The sequence below is a fragment of the Phytoactinopolyspora mesophila genome, assembly GCF_010122465.1.
Taxonomy (GTDB): Bacteria; Actinomycetota; Actinomycetes; order Jiangellales; family Jiangellaceae; genus Phytoactinopolyspora; species Phytoactinopolyspora mesophila.
This window is the reverse complement of the sequence record NZ_WLZY01000007.1, coordinates 139332-161101: the sequence shown is the minus strand read 5'-3', so window position 1 is coordinate 161101 and position 21770 is coordinate 139332. Positions and strand designations below refer to the sequence as shown.

The 21770-nt window shown below is 67.4% G+C and carries 20 protein-coding genes; 18 read left to right on the top strand and 2 right to left on the bottom strand.

What is annotated here, in order from left to right; all coding sequences use genetic code 11:
• The first annotated feature begins 471 nt into the window (after positions 1-471).
• The 8 genes from F7O44_RS19720 (at position 472) to F7O44_RS19685 (ending at position 11488) form a co-directional block, all read left to right on the top strand.
• Positions 472-1818 carry a Bcr/CflA family multidrug efflux MFS transporter gene (locus tag F7O44_RS19720; RefSeq protein ID WP_187361472.1) on the top strand — a complete coding sequence of 449 codons (1347 nt, stop codon included), beginning with the start codon at positions 472-474 and terminating at the stop codon, positions 1816-1818.
• Between the two features lie 171 nt (positions 1819-1989).
• Positions 1990-3183: a 1-deoxy-D-xylulose-5-phosphate reductoisomerase gene (dxr, locus tag F7O44_RS19715; RefSeq protein WP_174255963.1), complete on the top strand. Its 1194-nt coding sequence runs from the start codon at positions 1990-1992 to the stop codon at positions 3181-3183.
• A gap of 59 nt (positions 3184-3242) precedes the next feature.
• Positions 3243-4559: a M50 family metallopeptidase gene (locus F7O44_RS19710; protein WP_222851520.1), complete on the top strand. Its 1317-nt coding sequence runs from the start codon at positions 3243-3245 to the stop codon at positions 4557-4559.
• 327 nt (positions 4560-4886) lie between these two features.
• Positions 4887-6041 carry a flavodoxin-dependent (E)-4-hydroxy-3-methylbut-2-enyl-diphosphate synthase gene (gene ispG, locus F7O44_RS19705; protein WP_162451996.1) on the top strand — a complete coding sequence of 385 codons (1155 nt, stop codon included), beginning with the start codon at positions 4887-4889 and terminating at the stop codon, positions 6039-6041.
• Between the two features lie 197 nt (positions 6042-6238).
• Positions 6239-7063 (top strand): GNAT family N-acetyltransferase, encoded by an 825-nt coding sequence (locus tag F7O44_RS19700; RefSeq protein WP_425501409.1) that lies wholly within the window; start codon positions 6239-6241, stop codon positions 7061-7063.
• Positions 7064-7113: 50 nt separating this feature from the next.
• Positions 7114-8334 carry a CapA family protein gene (locus F7O44_RS19695; RefSeq protein ID WP_162451995.1) on the top strand — a complete coding sequence of 407 codons (1221 nt, stop codon included), beginning with the start codon at positions 7114-7116 and terminating at the stop codon, positions 8332-8334.
• A gap of 105 nt (positions 8335-8439) precedes the next feature.
• Positions 8440-10200, top strand: coding sequence for a proline--tRNA ligase (locus F7O44_RS19690; RefSeq protein WP_162451994.1), 1761 nt, complete (start codon positions 8440-8442; stop codon positions 10198-10200).
• Positions 10201-10519: 319 nt separating this feature from the next.
• On the top strand, positions 10520-11488 hold the full coding sequence (locus F7O44_RS19685) for a DMT family transporter (protein ID WP_162451993.1): 969 nt from the start codon (positions 10520-10522) through the stop codon (positions 11486-11488).
• Here the strand turns inward: F7O44_RS19685 and F7O44_RS19680 are convergent.
• Both F7O44_RS19680 and F7O44_RS19675 read right to left on the bottom strand, forming a co-directional pair.
• The gene (locus tag F7O44_RS19680) at positions 11479-11973 is read right to left on the bottom strand and encodes a ferritin-like domain-containing protein (protein WP_162451992.1); all 495 of its coding nucleotides are present in this window, start codon (positions 11971-11973) and stop codon (positions 11479-11481) included. The two genes, F7O44_RS19685 and F7O44_RS19680, sit on opposite strands and share 10 nt — an antisense overlap.
• Positions 11970-12539 carry a hypothetical protein gene (locus F7O44_RS19675; protein ID WP_162451991.1) on the bottom strand — a complete coding sequence of 190 codons (570 nt, stop codon included), beginning with the start codon at positions 12537-12539 and terminating at the stop codon, positions 11970-11972. Before F7O44_RS19675 ends, F7O44_RS19680 begins: the two co-directional genes overlap by 4 nt.
• A gap of 197 nt (positions 12540-12736) precedes the next feature.
• On the opposite strand from F7O44_RS19675, the gene rimP reads away from it, so the two are divergent.
• The 10 genes from rimP to F7O44_RS19625 all read left to right on the top strand — a co-directional run bounded on the left by rimP (position 12737) and on the right by F7O44_RS19625 (position 21696).
• Positions 12737-13219, top strand: coding sequence for a ribosome maturation factor RimP (gene rimP / locus F7O44_RS19670; protein ID WP_222851517.1), 483 nt, complete (start codon positions 12737-12739; stop codon positions 13217-13219).
• Positions 13220-13226: 7 nt separating this feature from the next.
• Positions 13227-14234, top strand: a complete 1008-nt coding sequence (gene nusA, locus F7O44_RS19665; protein WP_162451989.1) for a transcription termination factor NusA — start codon at positions 13227-13229, stop codon at positions 14232-14234.
• A 72-nt stretch (positions 14235-14306) separates the two neighbouring features.
• Positions 14307-14672: a YlxR family protein gene (locus F7O44_RS19660; RefSeq protein ID WP_162451988.1), complete on the top strand. Its 366-nt coding sequence runs from the start codon at positions 14307-14309 to the stop codon at positions 14670-14672.
• An 89-nt stretch (positions 14673-14761) separates the two neighbouring features.
• Complete coding sequence (infB, locus tag F7O44_RS19655; protein ID WP_162451987.1) at positions 14762-17779, top strand: translation initiation factor IF-2; 3018 nt, start codon at positions 14762-14764, stop codon at positions 17777-17779.
• A 169-nt stretch (positions 17780-17948) separates the two neighbouring features.
• A complete protein-coding gene (locus tag F7O44_RS19650; protein WP_162451986.1) occupies positions 17949-18263 on the top strand; it encodes a DUF503 family protein in 315 nt (104 codons plus the stop codon).
• A 117-nt stretch (positions 18264-18380) separates the two neighbouring features.
• Entirely contained in the window at positions 18381-18833 is a 453-nt protein-coding gene (rbfA, locus tag F7O44_RS19645; RefSeq protein ID WP_162451985.1) for a 30S ribosome-binding factor RbfA, read from the top strand.
• A gap of 141 nt (positions 18834-18974) precedes the next feature.
• Positions 18975-19853: a tRNA pseudouridine(55) synthase TruB gene (truB, locus tag F7O44_RS19640; RefSeq protein ID WP_162451984.1), complete on the top strand. Its 879-nt coding sequence runs from the start codon at positions 18975-18977 to the stop codon at positions 19851-19853.
• A 13-nt stretch (positions 19854-19866) separates the two neighbouring features.
• Positions 19867-20349, top strand: a complete 483-nt coding sequence (locus tag F7O44_RS19635; RefSeq protein WP_162451983.1) for a MarR family winged helix-turn-helix transcriptional regulator — start codon at positions 19867-19869, stop codon at positions 20347-20349.
• A 55-nt stretch (positions 20350-20404) separates the two neighbouring features.
• Positions 20405-20623, top strand: coding sequence for a hypothetical protein (locus F7O44_RS19630; RefSeq protein WP_162451982.1), 219 nt, complete (start codon positions 20405-20407; stop codon positions 20621-20623).
• A gap of 137 nt (positions 20624-20760) precedes the next feature.
• On the top strand, positions 20761-21696 hold the full coding sequence (locus F7O44_RS19625; RefSeq protein ID WP_162451981.1) for a bifunctional riboflavin kinase/FAD synthetase: 936 nt from the start codon (positions 20761-20763) through the stop codon (positions 21694-21696).
• The last annotated feature ends 74 nt before the right edge of the window (positions 21697-21770 follow it).

Genomic DNA, 21770 nt, shown 5'->3' with positions numbered 1-21770 from the left:
CCGCCTCCCTCCCGGTAATATTTTTTGGGCTCCCGGTCGGAGTGCGGCTAGGTCTGGCGCAGGGCCATTGTGTGGACCTGTTGACCGGTTGGTCTACCACCGTGGTGACGGTGCGTCAATGCCGCAGCCCCCGTGGTAGCTTGAACTCCCAGTGGTCTATACCAAATCGAGATAATCACGGAAATATTTCTGTAACAAATGCATACCGGAGGACGATCTCCTGGCAAAGGGTGCATGTGCCGAATGCCGGCCATGATCGAGTTCAGTTCGCACTGATTGAGAGCGGCGTGCGGACGCCGTTGCTGAGTGCTCCGCCCGAGCATCGTTCTTCCTTGGGTCAGGGAATGCGGAGGCCTCCCCGGTCGTTGAAAATGCGGACCGTGTCAGCGCCGTCACGGACTCCGAACTGATCGTCTCGGTTCGCGTACTCCTGAGGTTGCGCCGCTCACCGTGTAAGGAAGGGCAGCTTTCATGCCATCATCGGCCCGCGGATCGGTCTCGACGCCCGACCGCCGCTCCATGATCCGCACCGTGCTCGTCCTCGGCTCTCTGACAGCGCTGGGCCCGCTCACCATCGATATGTATCTGCCGGCATTTCCGGCGATCTCCGAGGACCTGCGGGCAGCGGAGTCGCTGGTCCAGCTCACCTTGACCGGCACGTTGTTCGGCATCGCCCTGGGGCAGCTCATCATCGGGCCGATGTCCGATCGCCTCGGCCGGCGCCGGCCGCTGATCGTGGCCGTGGTAGTTCACGTGCTGGCATCGGTGTTGTGTGCCCTGGCGCCGAACATCGCCACCCTCGGCGCGTTCCGAGTCCTGCAGGGTATGACCGCCGCCGCTGGCGCGGTCGTCTCCATGGCTGTGGTCCGGGACATGTACACCGGATTACCCGCGGTCAGGCTGCTCTCACGGCTGATGCTGGTGACCGGCGTGGCGCCGATTCTCGCCCCGACCCTCGGTGGGCAGGTCCTGAGATTCACCGACTGGCGCGGTGTCTTCTGGGTGTTGGCACTGCTTGGTGCGGCCCTCGTCGTCGTCGTTGTGTCCGGGCTGCGGGAGACGCTGCCGCCTGAGAACCGCAGAACGGGAGGGATCGGCGAGACTCTGCGCGCCTACCGGCCGATTCTCAAAGACCGCAGATTCGTCGGCCTGATGTTCACCGGCGGCCTGATGATGGCCGGCCTGTTCGGCTACATCGCCGGATCGTCCTTCGTCTTCCAGGGCATGTACGGGTTATCCGAACAGCAGTACGCGCTGATGTTCGGCATCAATTCGGCCGGGTTGATCATCGCGACTCAGATCAACCCCAAGGTGGTGCGCCGCTACGGTGCCCACTGGGTGCTCAGCGTCGCGGTGGTGGCTGCCGCGCTGACCTGTCTGGTGATGCTCGTGATGGCGGTGACCGGCGCCTTCGGTATGTACGGCCTCGCCGTGCCACTGTTCTTCATGCTGTCCACCATCGGCTTCACGTTGCCGAACGTCCCCGCTCTGGCGCTGGCCGAACACGGCACGTCCGCCGGTACGGCAGCGTCGTTGCTCGGCGCCATGAACTTCGCGGTCGGCGCGGCGGTGGCTCCGCTCGTGGGCGCGTTCGGGACGAACACCGCTGTGCCGATGGCCGGCGTCATGGCGGGGACGACGGCGCTGGCCGTGGTGGCGGTCTTCGCCGTCGTCCGGCCCCGCCGGTTCACACCAGCCGCCCCCACACCAGCCGGCCCGGCCTCCGGAGAGACCCCAACCCCGGCCGACCCCACACCAGCCGCCCCCACACCCGGCGAGACCACCAGTGAGACGTCCGTTCCGGCCGTTTCCCGGTGATCGTCAGTGGGTTGTGGTCGTAGCATGGCAGCCACAACCCACTGTTGATCACCTCAGGGCGACCAGAACGTACTGATGATCACCGGGGTGGTGCCGCGCGTCGGGCGCGCGCAGCGGTGACGGCGGCGACGGGCGGGAGAAGCAGCGGTGGAGAATGGGCACGTGACCTCCATGCGCGACGTGATCATCCTCGGCTCCACCGGCTCCATCGGCACGCAGGCGATCGATGTGATCAAGCGCAACCCGGACCGGTTCCGGGTGTCTGGCCTGGCGGCGGGCGGCTCGGACCCGGCCACGCTCGCGGCGCAGGCGCTGGAACTCGGCGTAGACACCGTCGCCGTGGCACGCTCCGGTGCCGCGGAAGACATCCTGCTGGCCTTCTACGCCCAGGCCCGCGAGCACGGCTACAGCGCCGGGGAGTACGCGCTGCCGAAGATTCTCGCGGGTCCGGACGCTGTCGCCGAGCTAGCGGCGCGGCAGTGTGATGTCGTGCTCAACGGCATCACCGGTTCCATCGGACTCGCGCCCACACTCGCCGCGCTGCACGCGGGCCGCACATTGGCATTGGCCAACAAAGAGTCGCTCATCGCGGGCGGGCCGTTGGTGAAGGCCGCCGCGGCTCCTGGTCAGATCGTCCCCGTCGACAGCGAACACAGCGCGCTCGCCCAGTGTCTGCGCGGCGGCAGTGCCGATGAGGTCCGCCGGCTGATCGTGACCGCGAGTGGCGGGCCGTTCCGTGGCCGCGCTCGTGACGAACTCGCGGGGGTGACACCGGAGCAAGCGCTGGCGCACCCCACCTGGGACATGGGACGAGTGGTCACCACCAATTCGGCGACGCTGGTCAACAAGGGGCTCGAAGTCGTCGAAGCGCATCTGCTGTTCGACATCCCGTTCGACGACATCGAGGTCGTGGTACATCCGCAATCGATCGTGCACTCGATGGTCGAGTTCGTCGACGGCTCCACCCTGGCCAAGGCCAGCCCGCCGGACATGCGCCTGGCGATCGCACTAGCTCTGGCCTGGCCGGACCGCGTACCCGACGTCGCGCCTGCGTGCGACTGGACCAAGGCGTCGAACTGGGAGTTTTTTCCGCTCGACAACGACGCGTTCCCATCGGTGTCGCTGGCCCGGGAGGCAGGGCAACGGGGCGGCACCGCCCCCGCTGTGTACAACGCCGCCAACGAGGAATGCGTGGACGCCTTTCACGACCACCGGCTTTCCTTCACCGGCATCGTGGACATCATCGGACAGGTGCTCGGAGAGTATCCTGGTGGGAACGCCACGAGTGTCGAAGACGTTCTAGCGGCGGAAGGATGGGCCCGGACACGCGCCCGCGAAATCATCGCATCGGAAGAAGGACACTAGTGGGCCGCGAGCGTCGCGTCGAGCCGCTGGGTAATCGGACTGTGAAAGAAGGACGCTAGGTGGACTGGCTCGTCGTCGTCGGGATCCTGCTGTTCTTCGTGGGCCTGATGCTGTCCATCGCGCTCCACGAGATCGGTCACTTGGTGCCCGCGAAGCTGTTCGGCATCAAGGTCACCCAATACATGGTGGGCTTCGGGCGCACCGTCTGGTCGCGCCGGCGCGGAGACACCGAGTACGGCATCAAGGCGGTGCCACTCGGTGGTTTCATCCGGATGATCGGCATGTTCCCACCGGAACCCGGCGGCGACCCGAATCGGCTGCGCAAGGCCAGCACCGGGCCCATTCAGGCTCTCGTCGAAGATGCCCGGCGCGCCGCGAGCGAGGAGATCCAGCCCGGCGACGAAGGTCGCGTCTTCTACCGCAAAGCGTGGTGGAAGAAGCTGATCGTGATGCTCGGTGGCCCGGCGATGAACGTCATCCTGGCCTTGATGCTGGCCGCCGGGGTGCTGATGACGTTCGGCAACCCGGAGCGGCCGGTGCTGGCGCCAACGGTCAGCCAGGTCAGCGAATGTGTGATCCCCGCGTCCGAAGAGCGGGCAACGTGTGAGCCGACAGACGTTCCAGCACCCGCCGCCGAAGCCGGATTCCAGCCGGGCGACCAAATCGTCTCGTTCAACGGCCAGCCGGTCACCTCATGGGAACAGGTCTCGGCCGAGATCCGCGCCGCCGGGGCAGGCACCGCGCGCGTCGGCGTCGAACGCGACGGTCAACAGATCACCCTCACCCCGGACCTCGCCCTCGCCGAGCGGCCCACTTTGGACAGCACGGTTGACGACCCCCAGTACAGCGAGGTCGGATTCCTCGGCGTGATGCCGATCGTCAGCGGTTACGAGAAGGAAGACGTCGGCGGAGTCCTGGCTTGGAGCGGCAACTTCATCGTCCGCGTAGGCGAGGCGATGGCCGGTATCCCCGAGCGGATGGGCAACGTCTGGGACGCGTCGTTCGGTGGCGCCGAGCGCGACCCGGACACGCCGGTGAGCATTGTCGGTGCCGGCCGGATCGGCGGCGAGATCGTCTCCGAGCTCGAAGGCGCGCATCGTGTCGTGACGTTCATCATGCTGCTGGCGACGTTCAACATGGCGATCGCCATCTTCAACCTGATCCCGCTGCTGCCGCTCGACGGAGGCCACGCCGCCGGAGCGATCTGGGAAGGGATCAAGCGCGGGTTCGCGCGGGTGGCAAGGCGGCCGGCGCCCCGGCCGGTCGACGTCGCGAAAGGCTTACCGATCGCCTATGGCGTGGCGTTCGTGCTGATCGGCATGGCGGTGCTGCTCATCTACGCCGACATCGTCAACCCGATCCGGTTGTTCGGTTGAGCCGGCTCAGGCGTGCGAGGCCCGATTGGGGGCGGACGGCGGTGCGGAGAATCTCCATCCCCGCCCGCGGACTCGCTCGTGCCTCGCTCGCCGATGCCCGTCCGAACCCGGATGGAGATTCTCCGCACCGCCTCGGTCGCCGTGCCGCGCCGGCGGACTCGCTCGTGCCTCGCTCGCCGATGCCCGTCCGAACCCGGCTGGAGATTCTCCGCACCGCCTCGGTCGCCCGTGCCGTGCGGGTGGCCCTTGGGTGCGTTCACGCAACGGCGGGCCGGCAGGTAACGGAACGGTTTCGCTGACGGAGACGATGTAGGGGAAGATGAGGGTATGAGTGTTGCGTTGGGGATGCCCGGGATGCCCGCCCCGGTCCTGGCCGAGCGGCGGAAGTCGCGGCGGATCAAGGTAGGCAAGGTCGACGTCGGCGGCGACGCGCCGGTCAGCGTGCAGTCGATGACGACGACGCCCACCACGGACATCAATGCGACTCTGCAGCAGATCGCGGAGCTCACCGCTTCGGGCTGCGACATCGTCCGGGTAGCGGTGCCGAGCGCCGACGACGCCGAAGCGCTCCCGGCCATCGCCAAGAAGTCACAGATCCCGGTGATCGCGGACATCCATTTCCAGCCGAAGTATGTCTTCGCCGCTATCGACGCGGGCTGTGCGGCGGTGCGGGTCAACCCGGGCAACATCAAGAAGTTCGATGACAAGGTCGGCGAGATCGCCAAGGCGGCCAAGGACGCCGGCGTCTCGTTGCGTATTGGTGTCAACGCCGGCTCCCTCGACCCGCGGCTGCTGGAGAAGTACGGTAAGCCGACCGCTGAGGCGCTGGTGGAGTCCGCGGTCTGGGAAGCGTCGCTGTTCGAGGAGCACGACTTCCACGACTTCAAGATATCGGTGAAGCACAACGATCCCGTCGTGATGGTGCGTGCCTACGAGCTGTTGGCCGAGCGTGGCGACTGGCCGCTGCATCTCGGCGTCACCGAGGCCGGGCCGGCTTTCCAAGGCACCATCAAGTCTTCGGTGGCCTTCGGCGCATTGCTGTCGCGCGGCATCGGCGACACGATCCGGGTCTCGCTGTCCGCGCCTCCGGTTGAGGAAGTGAAGGTCGGGCTGCAGATCCTGCAGTCGCTGAACCTGCGTGAGCGGAAGCTGGAGATCGTCTCGTGCCCGTCGTGCGGCCGGGCGCAGGTCGACGTCTACACGCTCGCAGACCGGGTCACCGCCGGGCTGGAAGGCATGGAGGTGCCGCTCCGGGTAGCCGTCATGGGCTGCGTGGTCAATGGGCCGGGTGAGGCCCGGGAAGCCGACCTGGGGGTGGCCTCAGGCAACGGCAAAGGGCAGATCTTCGTCAAAGGTGAGGTCATCAAGACCGTGCCTGAGTCGCAGATCGTCGAGACGCTGATCGAAGAGGCCATGCGGATCGCGGAGTCGATGGAGTCCGACGCCGTGCCGTCCGGTGAACCAACCGTCACCGTCGGTTAGCGCTCGCGTGCTCGCGGGGGCACTTGCGGTGTTAGTGCGGAGCATCATCCATTTGGGCGGAAACCGGACTTCGTGCCGCGCATGCCGTGCAAGAACGGTCCTTACCTGCTTGACTTGAGAAGAGCAGCTCATGACCTGAGTGGCCCAGGGGAGTCGGGGGGAAGGAGGTCGGCGCCGTGCTGGGCAGTTTGACCTCGATGCGGGTGCTCAGCCCGCAAGATTTTCCGGCCGTGGCCGGGTTGCTCGACCGAGACCCAGTGGTGGATGTCTTCGTCGGCGCACGAGTCCACGCGTCCAAGCTGGCCTCGGGGCGCCTTGGTGGCGAGCTGTGGGGATTCTACGAGCGCGCCGAGCTGGTGTCGGCGTGTTACGCCGGCGCCAATCTCGTGCCGGTGCAGGCCACGCCCGCGGCGGCGCGGACCTTCGCGGACATGGCCGCGCGCCGTGGGCGGCGCTGTTCATCGCTGGTTGGACCGGCCGATGCCGTCATGACCATGTGGGATCTGCTGCGTCCGGAGTGGGGGCCTGCTCGAGAAGTCCGGGCGTCTCAGCCGGTGATGGCTCTGACTAGCGGACCAGACGTCCCGCCCGACCCAGAGGTCCGGCGCGTCGAGCCGGACGAGATCGACGTGCTGCACCCAGCGGCGGTGGCGATGTTCACCGAAGAGGTCGGGATCTCGCCCAACGGCAGCGACGGTGGTGCCTACTACCGGGCCCGGTTGGTAGAGCTGATCCGCGCCGGGCGTTCGTTCGCCCGGTTCGAGGACGGCGAGGTCGTGTTCAAGGCCGAGATCGGGGCCGTCACTCCTCGCGCTTGTCAGGTACAAGGGGTATGGGTGCGGCCCGACCGGCGCGGGCGCGGACTCGCCGCCGGCGGAATGGCCGCCGTCGTGGCTCATGCGCTTCGCGACATCGCCCCCGCCGTGTCGCTCTACGTGAACGACTACAACCATGCCGCCCTGGGGACGTACCGGCGAGTCGGTTTCCGCGAGGTCGGGTGTTTCGCAACCGTAATGTTCTAGTGTCATCGTGCTGGTGGAAACGTGCCGTTGATCACGTGCAGACTGGCGGCGTGAACTTTGCGCGAACTTCCCTGGTGGTCATACTTGGCGGCGCAGCGGTGTTCCTGGCAGGCTGCGACGGCGGTGAGCAGCCCGACGCCGCCGAAGCGAGCCCTCCGGCCAGGACAACCGCGCCTGAGGAAACGTCGCCCACACCCACCCCGACACCCACACCTGAGCCGAACCCGCGGGAATTCAGTGTGGTGGGCACCGGTGATGTCCTCCTGCACGAACGGCTATGGAGCCAGGCGCGGCGAGACGCCGATCCGGACGGAACGTGGAACTTCGCGCCGCAGCTCCGGCATGTGGAGCCGGTCGTCAGCGGGGCTGATCTCGCGATTTGCCACCTCGAAGTGCCGATCGCCCCGGAAGACGGCCCGTTCGAGGGATACCCGACGTTCTCGGGCCCACCGCAGATCGTGCCGGCCCTGGCCGAGACGGGATACGACGCCTGTACCACCGCGTCGAACCACACCTTCGATCAGGGTGCCGGTGGCGTCGATCGCACCCTCGACGCCCTCGACGACGCCGGTCTCGCGCACGCCGGATCAGCGCGCACTGAGGAAGAAGCCGAGGAGCAGACCATCATTTCGGTGGAGACCGAGGAAGGCCCCGTCGACGTCGGGCTGATCTCGTACACGTACGGGTTCAACGGCATCCCTTATCCGAACGGTGAGGAGTGGCGAAGCAACCTGATCGACGAGGACGAAATCCTCGCCGATGCCGAAGCCGCGCGGGACGAAGGCGCTGAGGTCGTCGTCGTGTCGATGCACTGGGGTGACGAGTATGTGCACGAGCCCAACGCTCAGCAACTCGAGCTCGCACCGTCGCTGATCGAATCCCCGGACGTCGACTTGATCCTGGGGCACCACGCGCACGTCGTCCAGCCGATGGAGAGTTTCGACGGCCAGTGGGTCGTGTACGGCTTGGGCAATCTGATGGCCAACCACGCGCAGCCGGAAGGGCCCCGATCAGAGGGCCTGCTGGCAAGGTTGACTTTCACCGAGAATCTCGAGGACGGCGGATTCGAGACCTCGGCGGCCGAGTACCTGCCCCTGTACCAGACGTACGAGCCTCCAGTAGAGGTTTTGCATGTGCCTGGTGCGCTGGCCAGCGGCGACTACGGCACCGCCGGCGAGGCGCGACTCGAGGAGGCCCTCGAGCGGACCGTGTCCGTGGTCGAGAGCCGGGACGGTGCGGACCGCGGTCTGACCATGATCGACGCCGACTGAGACGGCTTCGGCCGATATCGGTTGTCGCGGCGGGCACGAGGACGGCTATTCTCGTCGTCGTCCCGCACTATCTGTACAGACACAACGCCTACTGGGAGTACGCCCGTGGTCATGCGCATGTCGACCCTGTTCCTGCGGACCCTGCGGGAAGACCCTGTCGACGCTGAGGTGGTCAGCCACAAACTTCTCGTCCGTGCGGGGTACGTCCGGCGCGCCGCTCCGGGGATCTACAGCTGGCTGCCGCTGGGTTATCGGGTGCTGCGCAACGTGGAGGCGATCGTCCGCGAAGAGATGGACGCCATCGGCGCTCAGGAAGTGCATTTCCCGGCGCTGCTGCCGAAGGAGCCGTACGAGGCCAGCAACCGGTGGGAGGAGTACGGAGACAGCGTCTTCCGGCTTCAGGACCGCAAGAAGGCGGATTACCTCCTCGGCCCCACGCACGAGGAAATGTTCACCCTGCTGGTCAAGGACCTGTACTCGTCGTACAAGGACCTGCCGCTGTCGCTGTACCAGATCCAGACCAAATACCGCGACGAGGCGCGTCCCCGGGCGGGGATTCTGCGCGGGCGCGAGTTCGTTATGAAGGACTCTTACTCGTTCGACGTCAGCGACGAGTCGTTCATGCGCTCCTATCAGGCGCATCGCGAGGCCTACATCAAGATCTTCGACCGGCTCGGGCTGGATTACGTCATCGTCGACGCGATGTCGGGTGCCATGGGCGGCTCGGCCAGCGAAGAGTTCCTGGCCAACGCGGCCAGTGGCGAGGACACCTATGTGCGCTCGCCCGGTGGTTACGCCGCCAACGTGGAGGCGGTTCACACGGTGGTGCCGCCGCCGGTGCCATACGACGACGCGCCCGCCGCACATGTCGAGGACACCCCGGACACACCGACCATCGAGACGCTGGTCGATCACCTGAACGAGCGTTTCCCGCGCACCGATCGGCCCTGGTCGGCTGCCGATACGCTGAAGAACGTCCTGGTCATGCTCAAGCATCCCGACGGCAGCCGCGAACCGTTGGCCATCGGGGTACCCGGCGACCGCGACGTCGACGAGAAACGCCTCGGCGCGCAGGTGGAACCGGCTGCTCTGGATGTGTTCACCGAGGACGATTTCGCGGCATACCCGACGCTGGCCAAGGGTTACATCGGTCCGGGTGTACTGGGCGAGAAGAACGCTTCGGGCATCCGGTTCCTGGTCGATCCACGCGTGGTTGAAGGTACCCGGTGGGTCACCGGTGCCGACGCGCCCGGCAAACACGTGCTCGACCTGGTGGCCGGGCGCGATTTCACCCCGGACGGCACCATCGAGGCCGCAGAGGTCCGGGAGGGCGACCCCGCGCCGGACGGTTCCGGCCCGCTGGAACTGGCCCGGGGGATCGAGATGGGGCACATCTTCCAGCTCGGCCGCAAGTACTCCGAAGCGCTGGGGCTGCAGGTGCTGGACGAGAACGGCAAACTCGTCACGGTGACCATGGGCTCATATGGCGTGGGGGTCTCCCGTGCCGTGGCGGCGATCGTGGAGAACTCGCACGACGACGCCGGGATCATCTGGCCTCGCGAGGTGTCGCCGGCCGACATCCACCTGGTCGCCACCGGCAAGGACGACGCCGTGTTCGACGCCGCGGGCCAGCTCGCCGCGGATCTCGAAGCTTCGGGCGTCAGTGTGCTGTACGACGATCGCCGGGGCGTCAGCCCGGGGGTGAAGTTCAAGGACTCCGAGCTGGTGGGGGTGCCCACCATCGTTGTTGTCGGCCGCGGCCTGGTCGACGGACTCATCGAGGTGAAGGATCGCCGCAGTGGCGAGCGTACCGAGGTCCCTCTGTCCGACGCGGTCGCCCACCTTCGCTCGCTTCTGCGCTCCTGACACTTCTCCGTCGCGCCGATGGTTGAGGGATAGGTGCTGCCAGGGCTGCACTTATCCCTCAACCATCCGCATGCGTATCATCGTCATATGCACCGGTGCTTTCCGATCACCCCGCCGCCCCACGCTCTCTGAGCGGGGCGCGCCCGAGCCGCGCCGGCCATCCTTAGGGTGGCCGGTATTTGTGCGTTCTTGATCTAGTGTCGCCGGCCGGAAGGTCAGCGACGCCGTACGGCTGAGCCGTCGTGTGCTCCGGCACCTTCCGGCGTCCCCGCTCCAGCGAATCGTCCTTCATTCGTCTGTCATTCGCAGGAGCTTCTTCATGGAAAACAATCACGTGCACGTGACCGCGCCCAGCTCGGCTCGGGTAGGCCTACTCAGCGTCATGGCCGCCGGGCTGTTCTGGGGGACCGGCGGGCTGGCTGGCGCGTTGCTGGCCGAGCGGTCCGGTATCGAAGCGCTGGCAGTGGCCGGATACCGGCTGCTGATCGGCGGTGGGCTGATCACCGCCTGGCTGGTCTTCAGCGGTGGGCTCCGGGCGCTGCGGACGGGCCCAGCCGGACGCCGCCGCCTGCTGGTGATCGGCGTGGTCGCCGCGGTGTTCCAAGCCTGCTATTTCGCGGCGGTCGAGCTGATCTCGGTCAGCCTGGCCACCCTGGTCACGCTCGGCTCGGCACCACTGCTTGTCATCGTCGGCGAGAGCATGATCGGCCGGCGGCGGCCCGCGGGCCGGATGACGGCGGCAGCTGGCGTCGCGCTGGCTGGACTCACCTTGCTCGTGGGAGGTCCGGGTGACACGTCCTCGGGCAGCGTTGCGGCCGGCGCCGCGCTCGCCTTGGTGTCGGGCGGCGGTTTCGCGGTGATGACGATGCTCGCTGCCCGGCCGGTGGCCGGGCTGCCGGTCCTGCCGATGACCGGCTTGGCGTTCTGTCTCGGCGGCCTGGTAGTGCTGCCGGCCGGAATCGTAGCCGGCAACGCGGCTGTCGAACTCCAGCCGGTGAATATCGCGTTGCTCGTGTACCTCGGCCTGGTTCCCACCGCGCTGGCCTACACCCTGTACTTCGCCGGTCTGCGCAGCGTGCCGACCGGTGTGGCTTCGCTGATCGCGTTGCTCGAACCGCTGACCGCCGCGGTACTGGGTGCTCTCGTGCTCGGTGACCGGCTGGGGCCGGTGGGTATCAGCGGAGCTGTGCTGGTAGGGGTGGCCGTGATTCTTGTGTCCAATGGCGAGTCCACGACGAGCGGGCGCACGCGACGCCGGCGGGTCGCCGCGGCGAGACGTCAGTCCTGACCGGATTCGTCTTCCGGCACCGGCATTCCCGGCCGGCCTTGTAAGCCGGGAAATGCCGTCGGCTCGGCGCCCCATCGAACGGCCCGCACGGCAGTGTCAGCCATGGCGCCGGTGGCGAACTCGCGTAGGTCACCTTCGGCGCCGACGCCGATCAGATCGGCGTACAAAGCGCCAAGGCGCTCCTCGAGCACGCCGGCCAGCTCACGGGCGGAGCTACCGTCGTCCACGGCAAACGGCAGGGTGTACGCGGCTAGAGCGGCGACCGGTTCCGCGTCGAGCGCCAGCAGGCGAGCACGCAGGTCGTCTCGCCGGCGCTCGTGGATCTCAAGGGCACGGCGGGCACCTGCTTGGGCATCGTCGCTCAGATACGAGCCGACCACTCCATACCCGTACACGCAGGCATGCTCGCCGGCGAGTGCGGACTGGAGCGCGTCGATCACCGCATCGGACGAGACCGCGCCGGAGGTGGCCGGGGCGGCACTCATGTGTCCTCCAGGCTGGCGTGATGTACGGCCTCGGCTGCGGCGATCGATGCCAGCAGGGTGGCCAGCCGGGGAGCGGCGGCGCGCAGGGATTCGGCCGTTTGTGCCTCCGCGGCGTCACGTTCGGCCTCCCTGAGTGCCTCCAGCGCGGCGTCGGCGTCGTCCGGAATCTCGGGTGCATCGACAAGGTCGAGGTCGATGGCCGAAGCGTCGCCACCGGATTCCGCGCCGGACGGCAGCTCCACGCTCAGGGTGGCCAGCCGGGGGAGCGGGCCTTCGTCGAGCAGCGCCGCCAGGTGCTGCCAATGGTGAGATGTGAGCGGGGCGAGGTGGTCGCTGAGTTCGGCATGCTGGTCGAGAGTCGCGGCATGCCGGATCAACAGCTCCTGTTCGGCCCGGACCGCCCGCCATCGCACCCGGGTGTCGGCATCGGGTGCGACGCCCGGTGGAGCATGTTTGGACGACGGGCCCTGCGTGCAGGCGGCGAGGCTCATCCCCAGTGCCGGAGTTCCGACCAACGCCAGGAGAAGGCGTCTTCGCTGCGCGTCTACCGCTGGCCTGTCGTTCACCGAGTAACAGTATCTGCCCGCGATCGTGGACGGCATCTGCCCTGGAGGGCGCGGACCACCGCGAAGCGGTGCTCGAGTGTGGCCGAGGTGGTCCGCGACACTGGCGCTGCGTGCGCTCCGCGTGCTTGCCGTCCGCTAAGGTGGAGTCCATGACCGGCTGGGTTGCGCCGGACAACTCGACAGTGAGGAGGGTACGTGTGAGTCCGGCTGATCGTGACCTCCTGCACAAGATTGTCGGGCCGGTCGTCGAAGGCGAAGGGCTGGATCTCGAAGACCTCAAGGTGTCCCAAGCGGGGCGCCGGAGCCGGCTTCAGATCATCGTCGATGCCGACGGCGGCGTCGACCTCGACCGCTGCGCCGAAGTGTCCCGGGAGATCTCCCGGGTGCTCGACGAGACCAACGCCATGGGCGAGGCCCCGTACACCCTCGAGGTGAGTTCGCCGGGCATCTCGCGCCCGCTCACGCAGCCGCGACACTGGTCCCGCGCCACCGGGCGGCTGGTACGGGTCGAACTCGCCGACGGAAGCGATGTCACGGGGCGAGTGGAGGCGGCGGACGACGCGGCTGCCGTGCTGGATATCGAGGGTTCCACCCGGAAAATCATGTACGGTGAAGTGACCAAAGCACGCGTGCAGGTCGAGTTCAACCGCGTCGCCGACACCGACGCCGAAACGGGGTGAGCTTGACGTGGACATTGACCTAGCCCTTCTTCGGGCTCTGGAGCGGGAGAAAGACATCCCGTTCGACCGCGTCGTCGAGGCCATCGAGCGAGCCTTGCTGCTCGCTTATCAGCGCTCCGAGGTCGCGCAGCCGCAGGCCCGGGTCGTACTCGATCGCAAGACCGGCCACGTGACGGTCTGGGCTCAAGAAACCGGCGAAGACGGAGCCGTTGTCCGGGAATGGGACGACACCCCGGCTGGATTCGGGCGAATTGCGGCCACCACTGCCAAGCAGGAGATCCTGCAGCGCTTCCGCGATGCCGAAGACGAAGCCAACTTCGGTGAGTTTCTCGGCAAGGAAGGCGACATCGTCTCCGGCACCATCCAGCAGGGCAGCGACCCCCGCTCGGTTCAGGTCGACCTCGGCCGGATCGAGGCGACCTTGCCCAGTGCTGAGCAGGTGCCGGGCGAACGCTACGAGCACGGCAGCCGAATCCGTTGTTACGTCGTTCAAGTCCGCAAAGGACTCCGTGGCCCGGTCGTCACGTTGTCACGCAGCCACCCCAACCTGGTGAAGAAGCTGTTCTCACTCGAGGTGCCCGAGATCGCCGACGGCACCGTCGAAATCGCCGCGATCGCCCGTGAGGCCGGACACCGCACCAAGATCGCGGTCCATTCCACCGTCGCGGGTGTGAATGCCAAGGGCGCGTGCATCGGTCCGATGGGCTCCCGAGTGCGAGCCGTGATGACCGAGTTGAACGGTGAGAAGATCGACATCGTCGATTGGTCGGAGGACCCTGCCGAACTCGTCGCGCACGCGCTTTCTCCCGCGCGGGTTCAAAGCGTTGAAGTCGTCGACCCCGTGGCCAGGGCCGCTCGGGTCATCGTGCCGGACTTCCAGCTGTCGCTGGCCATCGGCCGCGAGGGGCAGAACGCGCGGCTGGCGGCCCGCCTGACCGGCTGGCGAATCGACATCCGCCCGGACACCCAGCCCGAGGAATCGGTCACGGCAGTTCGCCCAGGCGACGCCGGCTAGTGCCGCGCGGCACGCCGGTAAACGTGCCGGACCACTCGTCATTCGGGTCAAGGGCGAAAGAGACGGTAAACTATGGTGTCGCAAGGCCGTACGGCCGGGCGGGTGCCTATCCGAACCTGTGTAGGTTGCCGTTCCCGTGCGGAAAAGAACGAGCTGCTGCGTGTCGTCGCCGACGGCCCGGGTCCGGTTTCGGAGCTGGTGCCTGACCCCGACGGCCTGCTCCCAGGGCGAGGCGCGTACATTCACGTCAACCCAGGGTGCCTGGACGTCGCCGTCCGGCGTCGGGCGTTCGCACGGGCATTTCGCCGTGCCGGACCGCTTGACGCTAGTGTGGTGCGTCGGTGGCTCGAAAGCGAGACCCCGAACGGGGCCTCTCCCGGTCGGACCGACACCCGTCGGCCCCGGCTGATTGGCCAGGAAGAAGGAGACACGACGTGACTCTCACGAGCGTTCGATGAGCACGCAACGATGAGCACGCAACCCAGCTAGCCGGTCCGAGCCTGGCGCCCGGACCGAGAAGGAGAGCAGTGGCAAAGGTCCGGGTACACGAGCTTGCCAAGGAGCTCGGCGTTTCGAGTAAAGAAGTCCTCGGTAAGCTGAGCGCCCTCGGCGAATACGTCAAGTCGGCATCCTCGACGGTTGAGGCACCGGTTGTACGTAAGCTGAGAGAGTCGTTCGACAGTCAGCCGGCGGCCGGAAACAAGGCGGCCGGCAAATCTAGTGGGGCCAGTCCCGCGAAGAAGGCGGAGAGCGCTTCGGCGGCTCCCACGCCCGCGGACGCGGCACCCACCCCGGTTGCCAAACCGGCGGCTGAGCCAGAGGTCAAACAAGAATCGGCAGCCGCAGAAGCGGCGGCCCCAGTGGCAGAGCCCCCAGCCGAGGCCGGTACGCCGGACACTGCTGAGCGGCCGGCTGGGCCGAGGCCCGGGCCGCGGCCTGGTCCCGCCCCGAAGCCGGGCCCGGCAGCCCGTCCGACGCCCGCTCCCGGCAAGGAACGTCCGAAGAGCAAGCCGGATTCCCCGGCGGGCAAGCCAAGCGGCTCGGCCGGCACCAGCGGTCCGAAACCAGGCCCGGCGGCGCCCCGGCAGACCGGGCCACGTCCTGGCAACAACCCGTTCGGTGGCGAGAGCACCGGCATGGGACAGCGTCCGGGCCCCCAGCGTCCCCAGTCCGGCCCGCGTCCCGGGAACAACCCCTACACATCGGGTGGCTCCACCGGAATGCAGCAGCGGCCCAGCGGGCGCCGAGACAGCGGCGGCTCGGGTGGCTCCGGCGGCTCCGGTGGTCCTGGCCCCGGCGGCCCCCGTCCGGGTCCTGGCAGTGGGGGACCCCGTCCTAACCCGGGCATGATGCCCACCCGGCCTACCCGCACGCCCGGTGGTGGCGGCGGCGGTGGCGGTCGTCCCGGTGGTGGCGGCGGCGGTGGCGGTCGTCCCGGTGGCGGTGGCGGCGGTGGCGGTCGTCCCGGTGGCGGTGGCGGCGGTGGCGGTCGTCCCGGTGGCGGCGGCGGCGGTGCTCCCGGCGCGGGTCGTCCTGGTGGCGGTTTCGGTGGCGGCGGTGGTCGTCCCGGTGGCGGCCCAGGCGGTCCCGGAGGACGTCCAGGCCCCGGCGGTCGTGGCCGCGGCGGTACGGCTGGTGCGTTCGGCCGTCCGGGTGGCAAGCCCGCCAGGAGCCGGAAGAGCAAGCGCCAGAAGCGTCAAGAACTCGACAACATGCAGGCGCCCACCATCGGTGGTGTGCGGCTGCCCCGCGGAAACGGCCAGGTCATCCGGCTACCCCGTGGCGCGTCGCTGGCGGACTTCGCCGAGCGGATCGACGTCGATCCCGCGCAGCTCGTCCAGGTGCTCTTCGGCCTCGGTGAGATGGTCACGGCGACCCAGTCCGTCGACGAGGACACCTTCCAGCTTCTCGGTGGCGAGCTCGGTTTCGACATCCAGCTGGTCTCGCCTGAGGACGAGGACCGCGAGCTGCTCGAGTCGTTCGACATCGACTTCGCCGACGAAGGCGACGACAGCGTCCACACACCACGGCCGCCGGTTGTCACCGTCATGGGTCACGTCGACCACGGAAAGACGAAGCTGCTCGACGCGATCCGCAACGCCAACGTCGTCAGCGGCGAGTCCGGTGGTATCACCCAGCACATCGGTGCCTACCAGGCACACGTCCAACACGACGACGTCGACCGGGCCATCACGTTCATCGACACCCCGGGTCACGAGGCCTTCACCGCCATGCGTGCCCGCGGTGCTCAGGTGACCGACATCGCCATCCTCGTGGTGGCTGCCGACGACGGCGTCATGCCGCAAACCATCGAGGCGCTCAACCACGCTCAAGCGGCCAACGTCCCGATCGTGGTCGCGGTCAACAAGGTCGACAAGGAAGGCGCCAACCCGGACAAGATCCGGCAGCAGCTGACCGAGTACAACCTCGTGGCCGAGGAGTACGGCGGCGAGACCATGTTCGTCAACATCTCGGCGCTGAAGCGCGAGGGCATCGACAAGCTGCTCGAAGCCGTCCTGCTGACCGCGGATGCCGCGCTCGAGCTCCAGGCCAATCCCGAGATGGCCGCACGCGGTGTGGCTATTGAAGGACACCTGGACAAGGGTCGGGGCCCGGTTGCCACCGTTTTGGTGCAGCGCGGCACGCTAAGGCCCGGTGACGCCATCGTCACCGGTCAGTCGTACGGCCGGGTGCGCGCCATGCTGGACGAGTACGGCCAGCAGGTCGAGGAAGCCGGTCCGTCGCGTCCGGTGCTGGTCCTCGGTCTGACGGCGGTGCCAGGCGCAGGAGACAAGTTCCTGGTCGCCGACGACGATCGCACGGCCCGCCAGATCGCTGAGAAGCGTGAAGCCATGGAACGCAACGCCGCGCTGGCGAAGGCACGCAAGCGCGTCACGTTGGAGAGCTTCCTGGCTGAGAGCAAGGTCCAGACACTCAACCTGATCCTGAAGGGTGATGTGTCCGGTTCGGTCGAGGCGCTCGAGGACGCGATGTCCAAGATCGATGTCGGCGACGAGGTCAACCTCCGGATCATCCACCGGGGGGTTGGTGCGATCACGGCCAACGACGTCAACCTCGCCTCTATCGACGAGGGCATCATCATCGGCTTCAACGTCCGGCCGCAGAACCGGATGGTCGAAGACCTGGCCGACCGCGAAGGCGTCGACATCAGGTACTACTCGGTCATCTACTCGGCCATCGAGGAGATCGAGGCAGCGCTCAAGGGCATGCTGCGTCCGGAGTACGAGGAATCGCAGCTCGGCACCGCGGAGATCCGGGAAGTGTTCCGCTCTTCGCGCGTCGGAAGCATCGCTGGTTGCATGGTGACCAGCGGTATCATGCGCCGCAACGCCTCGGCTCGGCTTATCCGGGACGGCGTCGTCGTGGCGGAGAAGCTGTCCATCGATTCGCTCCGGCGGGTCAAGGACGACGTCACCGAGGTCCGTGACGGGTTCGAGTGCGGTATCAGCCTCGGGTCTTACAACGACATCCATGTCGGCGACGTCATCGAGACCTTCGAGATGAAGGAGAAGCCGCGCGGCTAGAGGTGATCCCCGCCAGCTCTGGCTGGCGGGGCCCACGCTCGACAGCTACTGTGATTGCGCGACGGGGATTGTGGCTCCGTCAGGGACGGCCTGATCCGTCGTCGCGCAATCACCAAGCGGTGGCCACTAGGAAGGCCCAAACTCCGGGCCACTAAGGAGACAAGCCCTGGTGTTCATCGGGACATTGAATCTGGATCTGCTCCTCGGTGACGTCCGCTCCCTGAAGCAAAAGCGCAGCGTCGTCCGGCCGATTCTGGCCGAGGTCCGGCGGCGGCACGAGGTCGCCGTGGCCGAGGTCGGCCATCTTGACCTCTACCGCCGGGCTGAGATCGGCGTGGCGGTGGTTTCCGCCGACGCTGGTCACTGCCGGTTGGTGCTCGAGGCTGTTGAACGCCTCGTCGTGGCCCGCCCGGAGATCGATGTGCTGTCCGCGCGCCATCGGTTGCGTTCGGACGAGGACGATTCACTGCCCTCAGCGCGGTGACCGGTGCGCAGATCACTGTTGTGCCTTGAATGATCATGACGCGTGCCAGCCCGCGTTGCGACGGCAACACTGCCTTGATCATCAAGGGGAGAGTAAGAAGAAAACAAGGAGGACGAGATGGCTGACCCGGCACGTGCGCGCAAGCTGGCCGACCGGATTCGCGAGATCGCTGCCGAGACACTCGAGCGCCGGGTGAAGGACCCGCGCCTGGGATTCGTCACGGTCACGGACGCGCGCATCACCGGTGACCTTCGCGAGGCCACGGTCTTCTACACGGTCTACGGCGACGAAACCGAACGTGCCGCCACGGCCACCGCATTGGAGAAGGCCAAAGGCCTGGTGCGCTCCGAGGTCGGTCGGCAGACCGGCGTGAGGTTCACCCCGACGATCGACTTCGTCGCCGATGCCATCCCGGAGAACGCCGCGCACATCGAGGACCTGCTCCGAACTGCCCGCGAGTCTGACCAACAGGTGGCCCAGGCAGCGGCGGGGGCTCAGTACGCCGGCGACCCCGATCCGTACCGTGCCGACGACGAAGACGAGGACGACGAGCCGCGCCCGTCGGTGTGACACTGTTGGGGCTGTGTGCTGCGTTCATCCGCCGGTAACCGGTAGCGTTCGGTAGCGGATAGCGTTCGCATTGCCGGATCCGGCGGATGAACGGTGTTGGTGGCTCCGGGCGGAGCAACACAAGGAGGTCAGGCGTGAGGTATGTCTGGACACGGTGACGGCTTGGTGATCGCCGACAAACCGGCGGGTATGACGTCACACGGCGTCGTCGGGCGTATCCGGCGGCTGGCCGGTACCCGGCGAGTTGGACACGCCGGCACTCTCGATCCTCTCGCCACCGGCGTGCTCGTTGTCGGGGTCGGGCGTGCGACGCGACTTCTCGGCCATCTTGCGTTGACCGAGAAGGTCTACGAAGCCACGATCCGGCTGGGCGCCAGCACGGTCACCGACGATTCGGAGGGCGAGGTGACCAGTCAAGCGGACGCCTCGAATGTCGACGAGGCGTCGATTCGAGGTGAGATGGCGGCGCTGACCGGTGAGATCCGGCAGGTGCCGAGTGCTGTGTCAGCGATCAAGGTGGACGGCGTCCGGTCGTATCATCGGGTCCGCTCAGGTGAGGAAGTCGAACTCAAGGCTCGAGAGGTGACCGTCAGTCGCTTCGACGCCCTGGATGTGCGCCCGGCGGGAACCTTTATTGACGTCGACGTTGTGGTGGAGTGTTCTTCCGGGACCTACATCCGGGCGCTCGCTCGCGATGTTGGTGCCGCGCTTGGCGTGGGTGGGCATCTCACGGCGTTGCGCCGCACCCGGGTCGGCCCGTACACCGCCGACCAAGCCCGCACGCTGGAAGAGCTGCAGGAGAAATTCGAGCTGACGCCGCTGGACGTAGCCGCCGCGGCGGTATTTCCGCGGCTCGACGTCGACGCCGATACCGCTCGCCACGTCGCCCATGGAGCACCATTGCCGCGTACTGGCGCCGGGCCTGGCCCGGTGGCATTGTTCGGCCCGGACGGTACGCTGCTCTCGCTGGTTGAGGACCGCGGACCAAGAGCCAAGTACCTGGCCGTTTTCGTCGGTTGAGGGACGGGGGAAGATGACGGAGTCGGATCGTCAGCTGGTTCACGAACGGCTTGAGTCCGAGCTCATCGTTCTATGGCGACGGCTGCGCAGCATGGCTATCGTGCTGACCCGCCAGATCGACGACAGCCTGGAGGCCGCCACGTACGGACTGCTCGGCGCCTTTCTCGACGCCGGCGACGTGCGCGCGGGCGATCTCGCTGAGCAGTTCGGCCTTGACAAATCCACGGTGAGTCGTCAGGTCGCCCAGCTGGAGAGCCTCGGTTTGGTAGAGCGGGTGACCGATCCTGCGGACAAACGTGCCCGGCTGATCCGAATCACCGAGACCGGCCGCGAGCGGGTCAATCGCTTACGCGCGGCCCGGGCCCGCTGGATCATGGCGGCACTGCAGCCGTGGTCCGCCGGTGACGTGGACCGGCTCGGGGATCTCCTCGCACAGCTGAACGCCTCACTCGGGGCCGAACTAGCCAAACACCGCGCCGGTCCGCCCGCCGGATAAGAGTCCGGGAACGGGCCTGTCCGCCGCAGGCGTCGGGCTGCTGGCCGGGGCCAGCTTGGACCGCCGCGACCTGCTGATCGTCGCTGTCGCGTTGGGCGTAGGCCCGGGAATGGCGGGGGTGCCGGAACTGGTTGCCGGGGCGCCGGAGCAGTTGCGGGTCTTGCTGGAGACCGGGATCGTGCCGGCCGGCCTTCTTGCCGTCTCGCTCAATCTGCTACTGCCCGGACGTGTTCGCGGTACCGATTCGCCAGATCCGAGAAGCTCGACCGGCTAGTGTCCCGTGCGACAGGGCCATGAATCCGGCAGGGGCAGGCCGAGGACCTTGTGGGCGCACACGCTGAGCACGCTGACCGACGGGAACGTACCATCGAGCGTGCACGACAGGAGCGAACCGGAAGAGAGGAATCGGCGGTGGCCGTCTGGTTTTCACCAAGCGAGGTCCCGGGTGACCTCGGCGGCAGCGTGGTCACTATCGGCGTGTTCGACGCCGTACACAGGGGCCATCAGGCAGTGATCGCCGCCGCGGTCCGGCACGGCGCCCGCCTGGGTTTGCCGGTTGTGGTGGTGACCTTCGATCCCATGCCAATCGCGGTGATCCGCCCGGATCACGCGCCGGCGCCACTCACCGTGATTGCGGACCGCGCCCGGCTGCTGTCCGAAGCGGGCGCCGACCACATACTCGTACTCCCGTTCACCAGGGACCGTTCCGAGCAATGGGCCGAAGATTTCGTCGACGACGTTCTCGTGTCCGTGCTGGGTGCGCGGGCTGTCATCGTCGGTGAGGATTTCCGGTTCGGCTACCGCGCCAAGGGCGACGTGCCGCTGCTGCGAGACCTGGGCGCCGCACGCGGGTTCGAGGTCGAGGCGTTGCCCCCGATGGGAGATGACGCCACTCAACGATGGTCGTCGACGGCTGTGCGGGCGATGCTCGCGCAGGGCGACGTCAGCGGTGTGGCTGAGGCTCTTGGCCGGGAGTGGGCGGTGACTGGCATCGTCGTCCGTGGCGATCAGCGAGGCCGGGAGCTGGGGTTTCCCACGGCCAACGTGCCCACACCGGACGGCCTGGCCGTTCCTGCCGACGGTGTGTACGCGGGCTGGCTCGAGGCGCCCGGCGCGCCGAAGCTGCCCGCGGCCATCTCGGTCGGCAGTAACCCGACGTTCGACGGTGTGAGCCACCGGGTCGAGGCCTACGTGCTCGACCGCACCGACCTGGATCTCTACGGCACCGAGGTGAGTGTCCAGTTCACCGACCGGATCCGCGGCCAGAAGCGGTTCGAGTCGGTGGACGACCTCATCACCGCCATGAACGCCGACGTGGCCGCGGTGCGCGAGCGCTTGAACAGTTAGCGCGCCGCGCATCCGAGGGAGTGGAAGCGCGAGATTAGTCCTGGACAGCCACTCGCTGGTACTCTTGGCCCTGC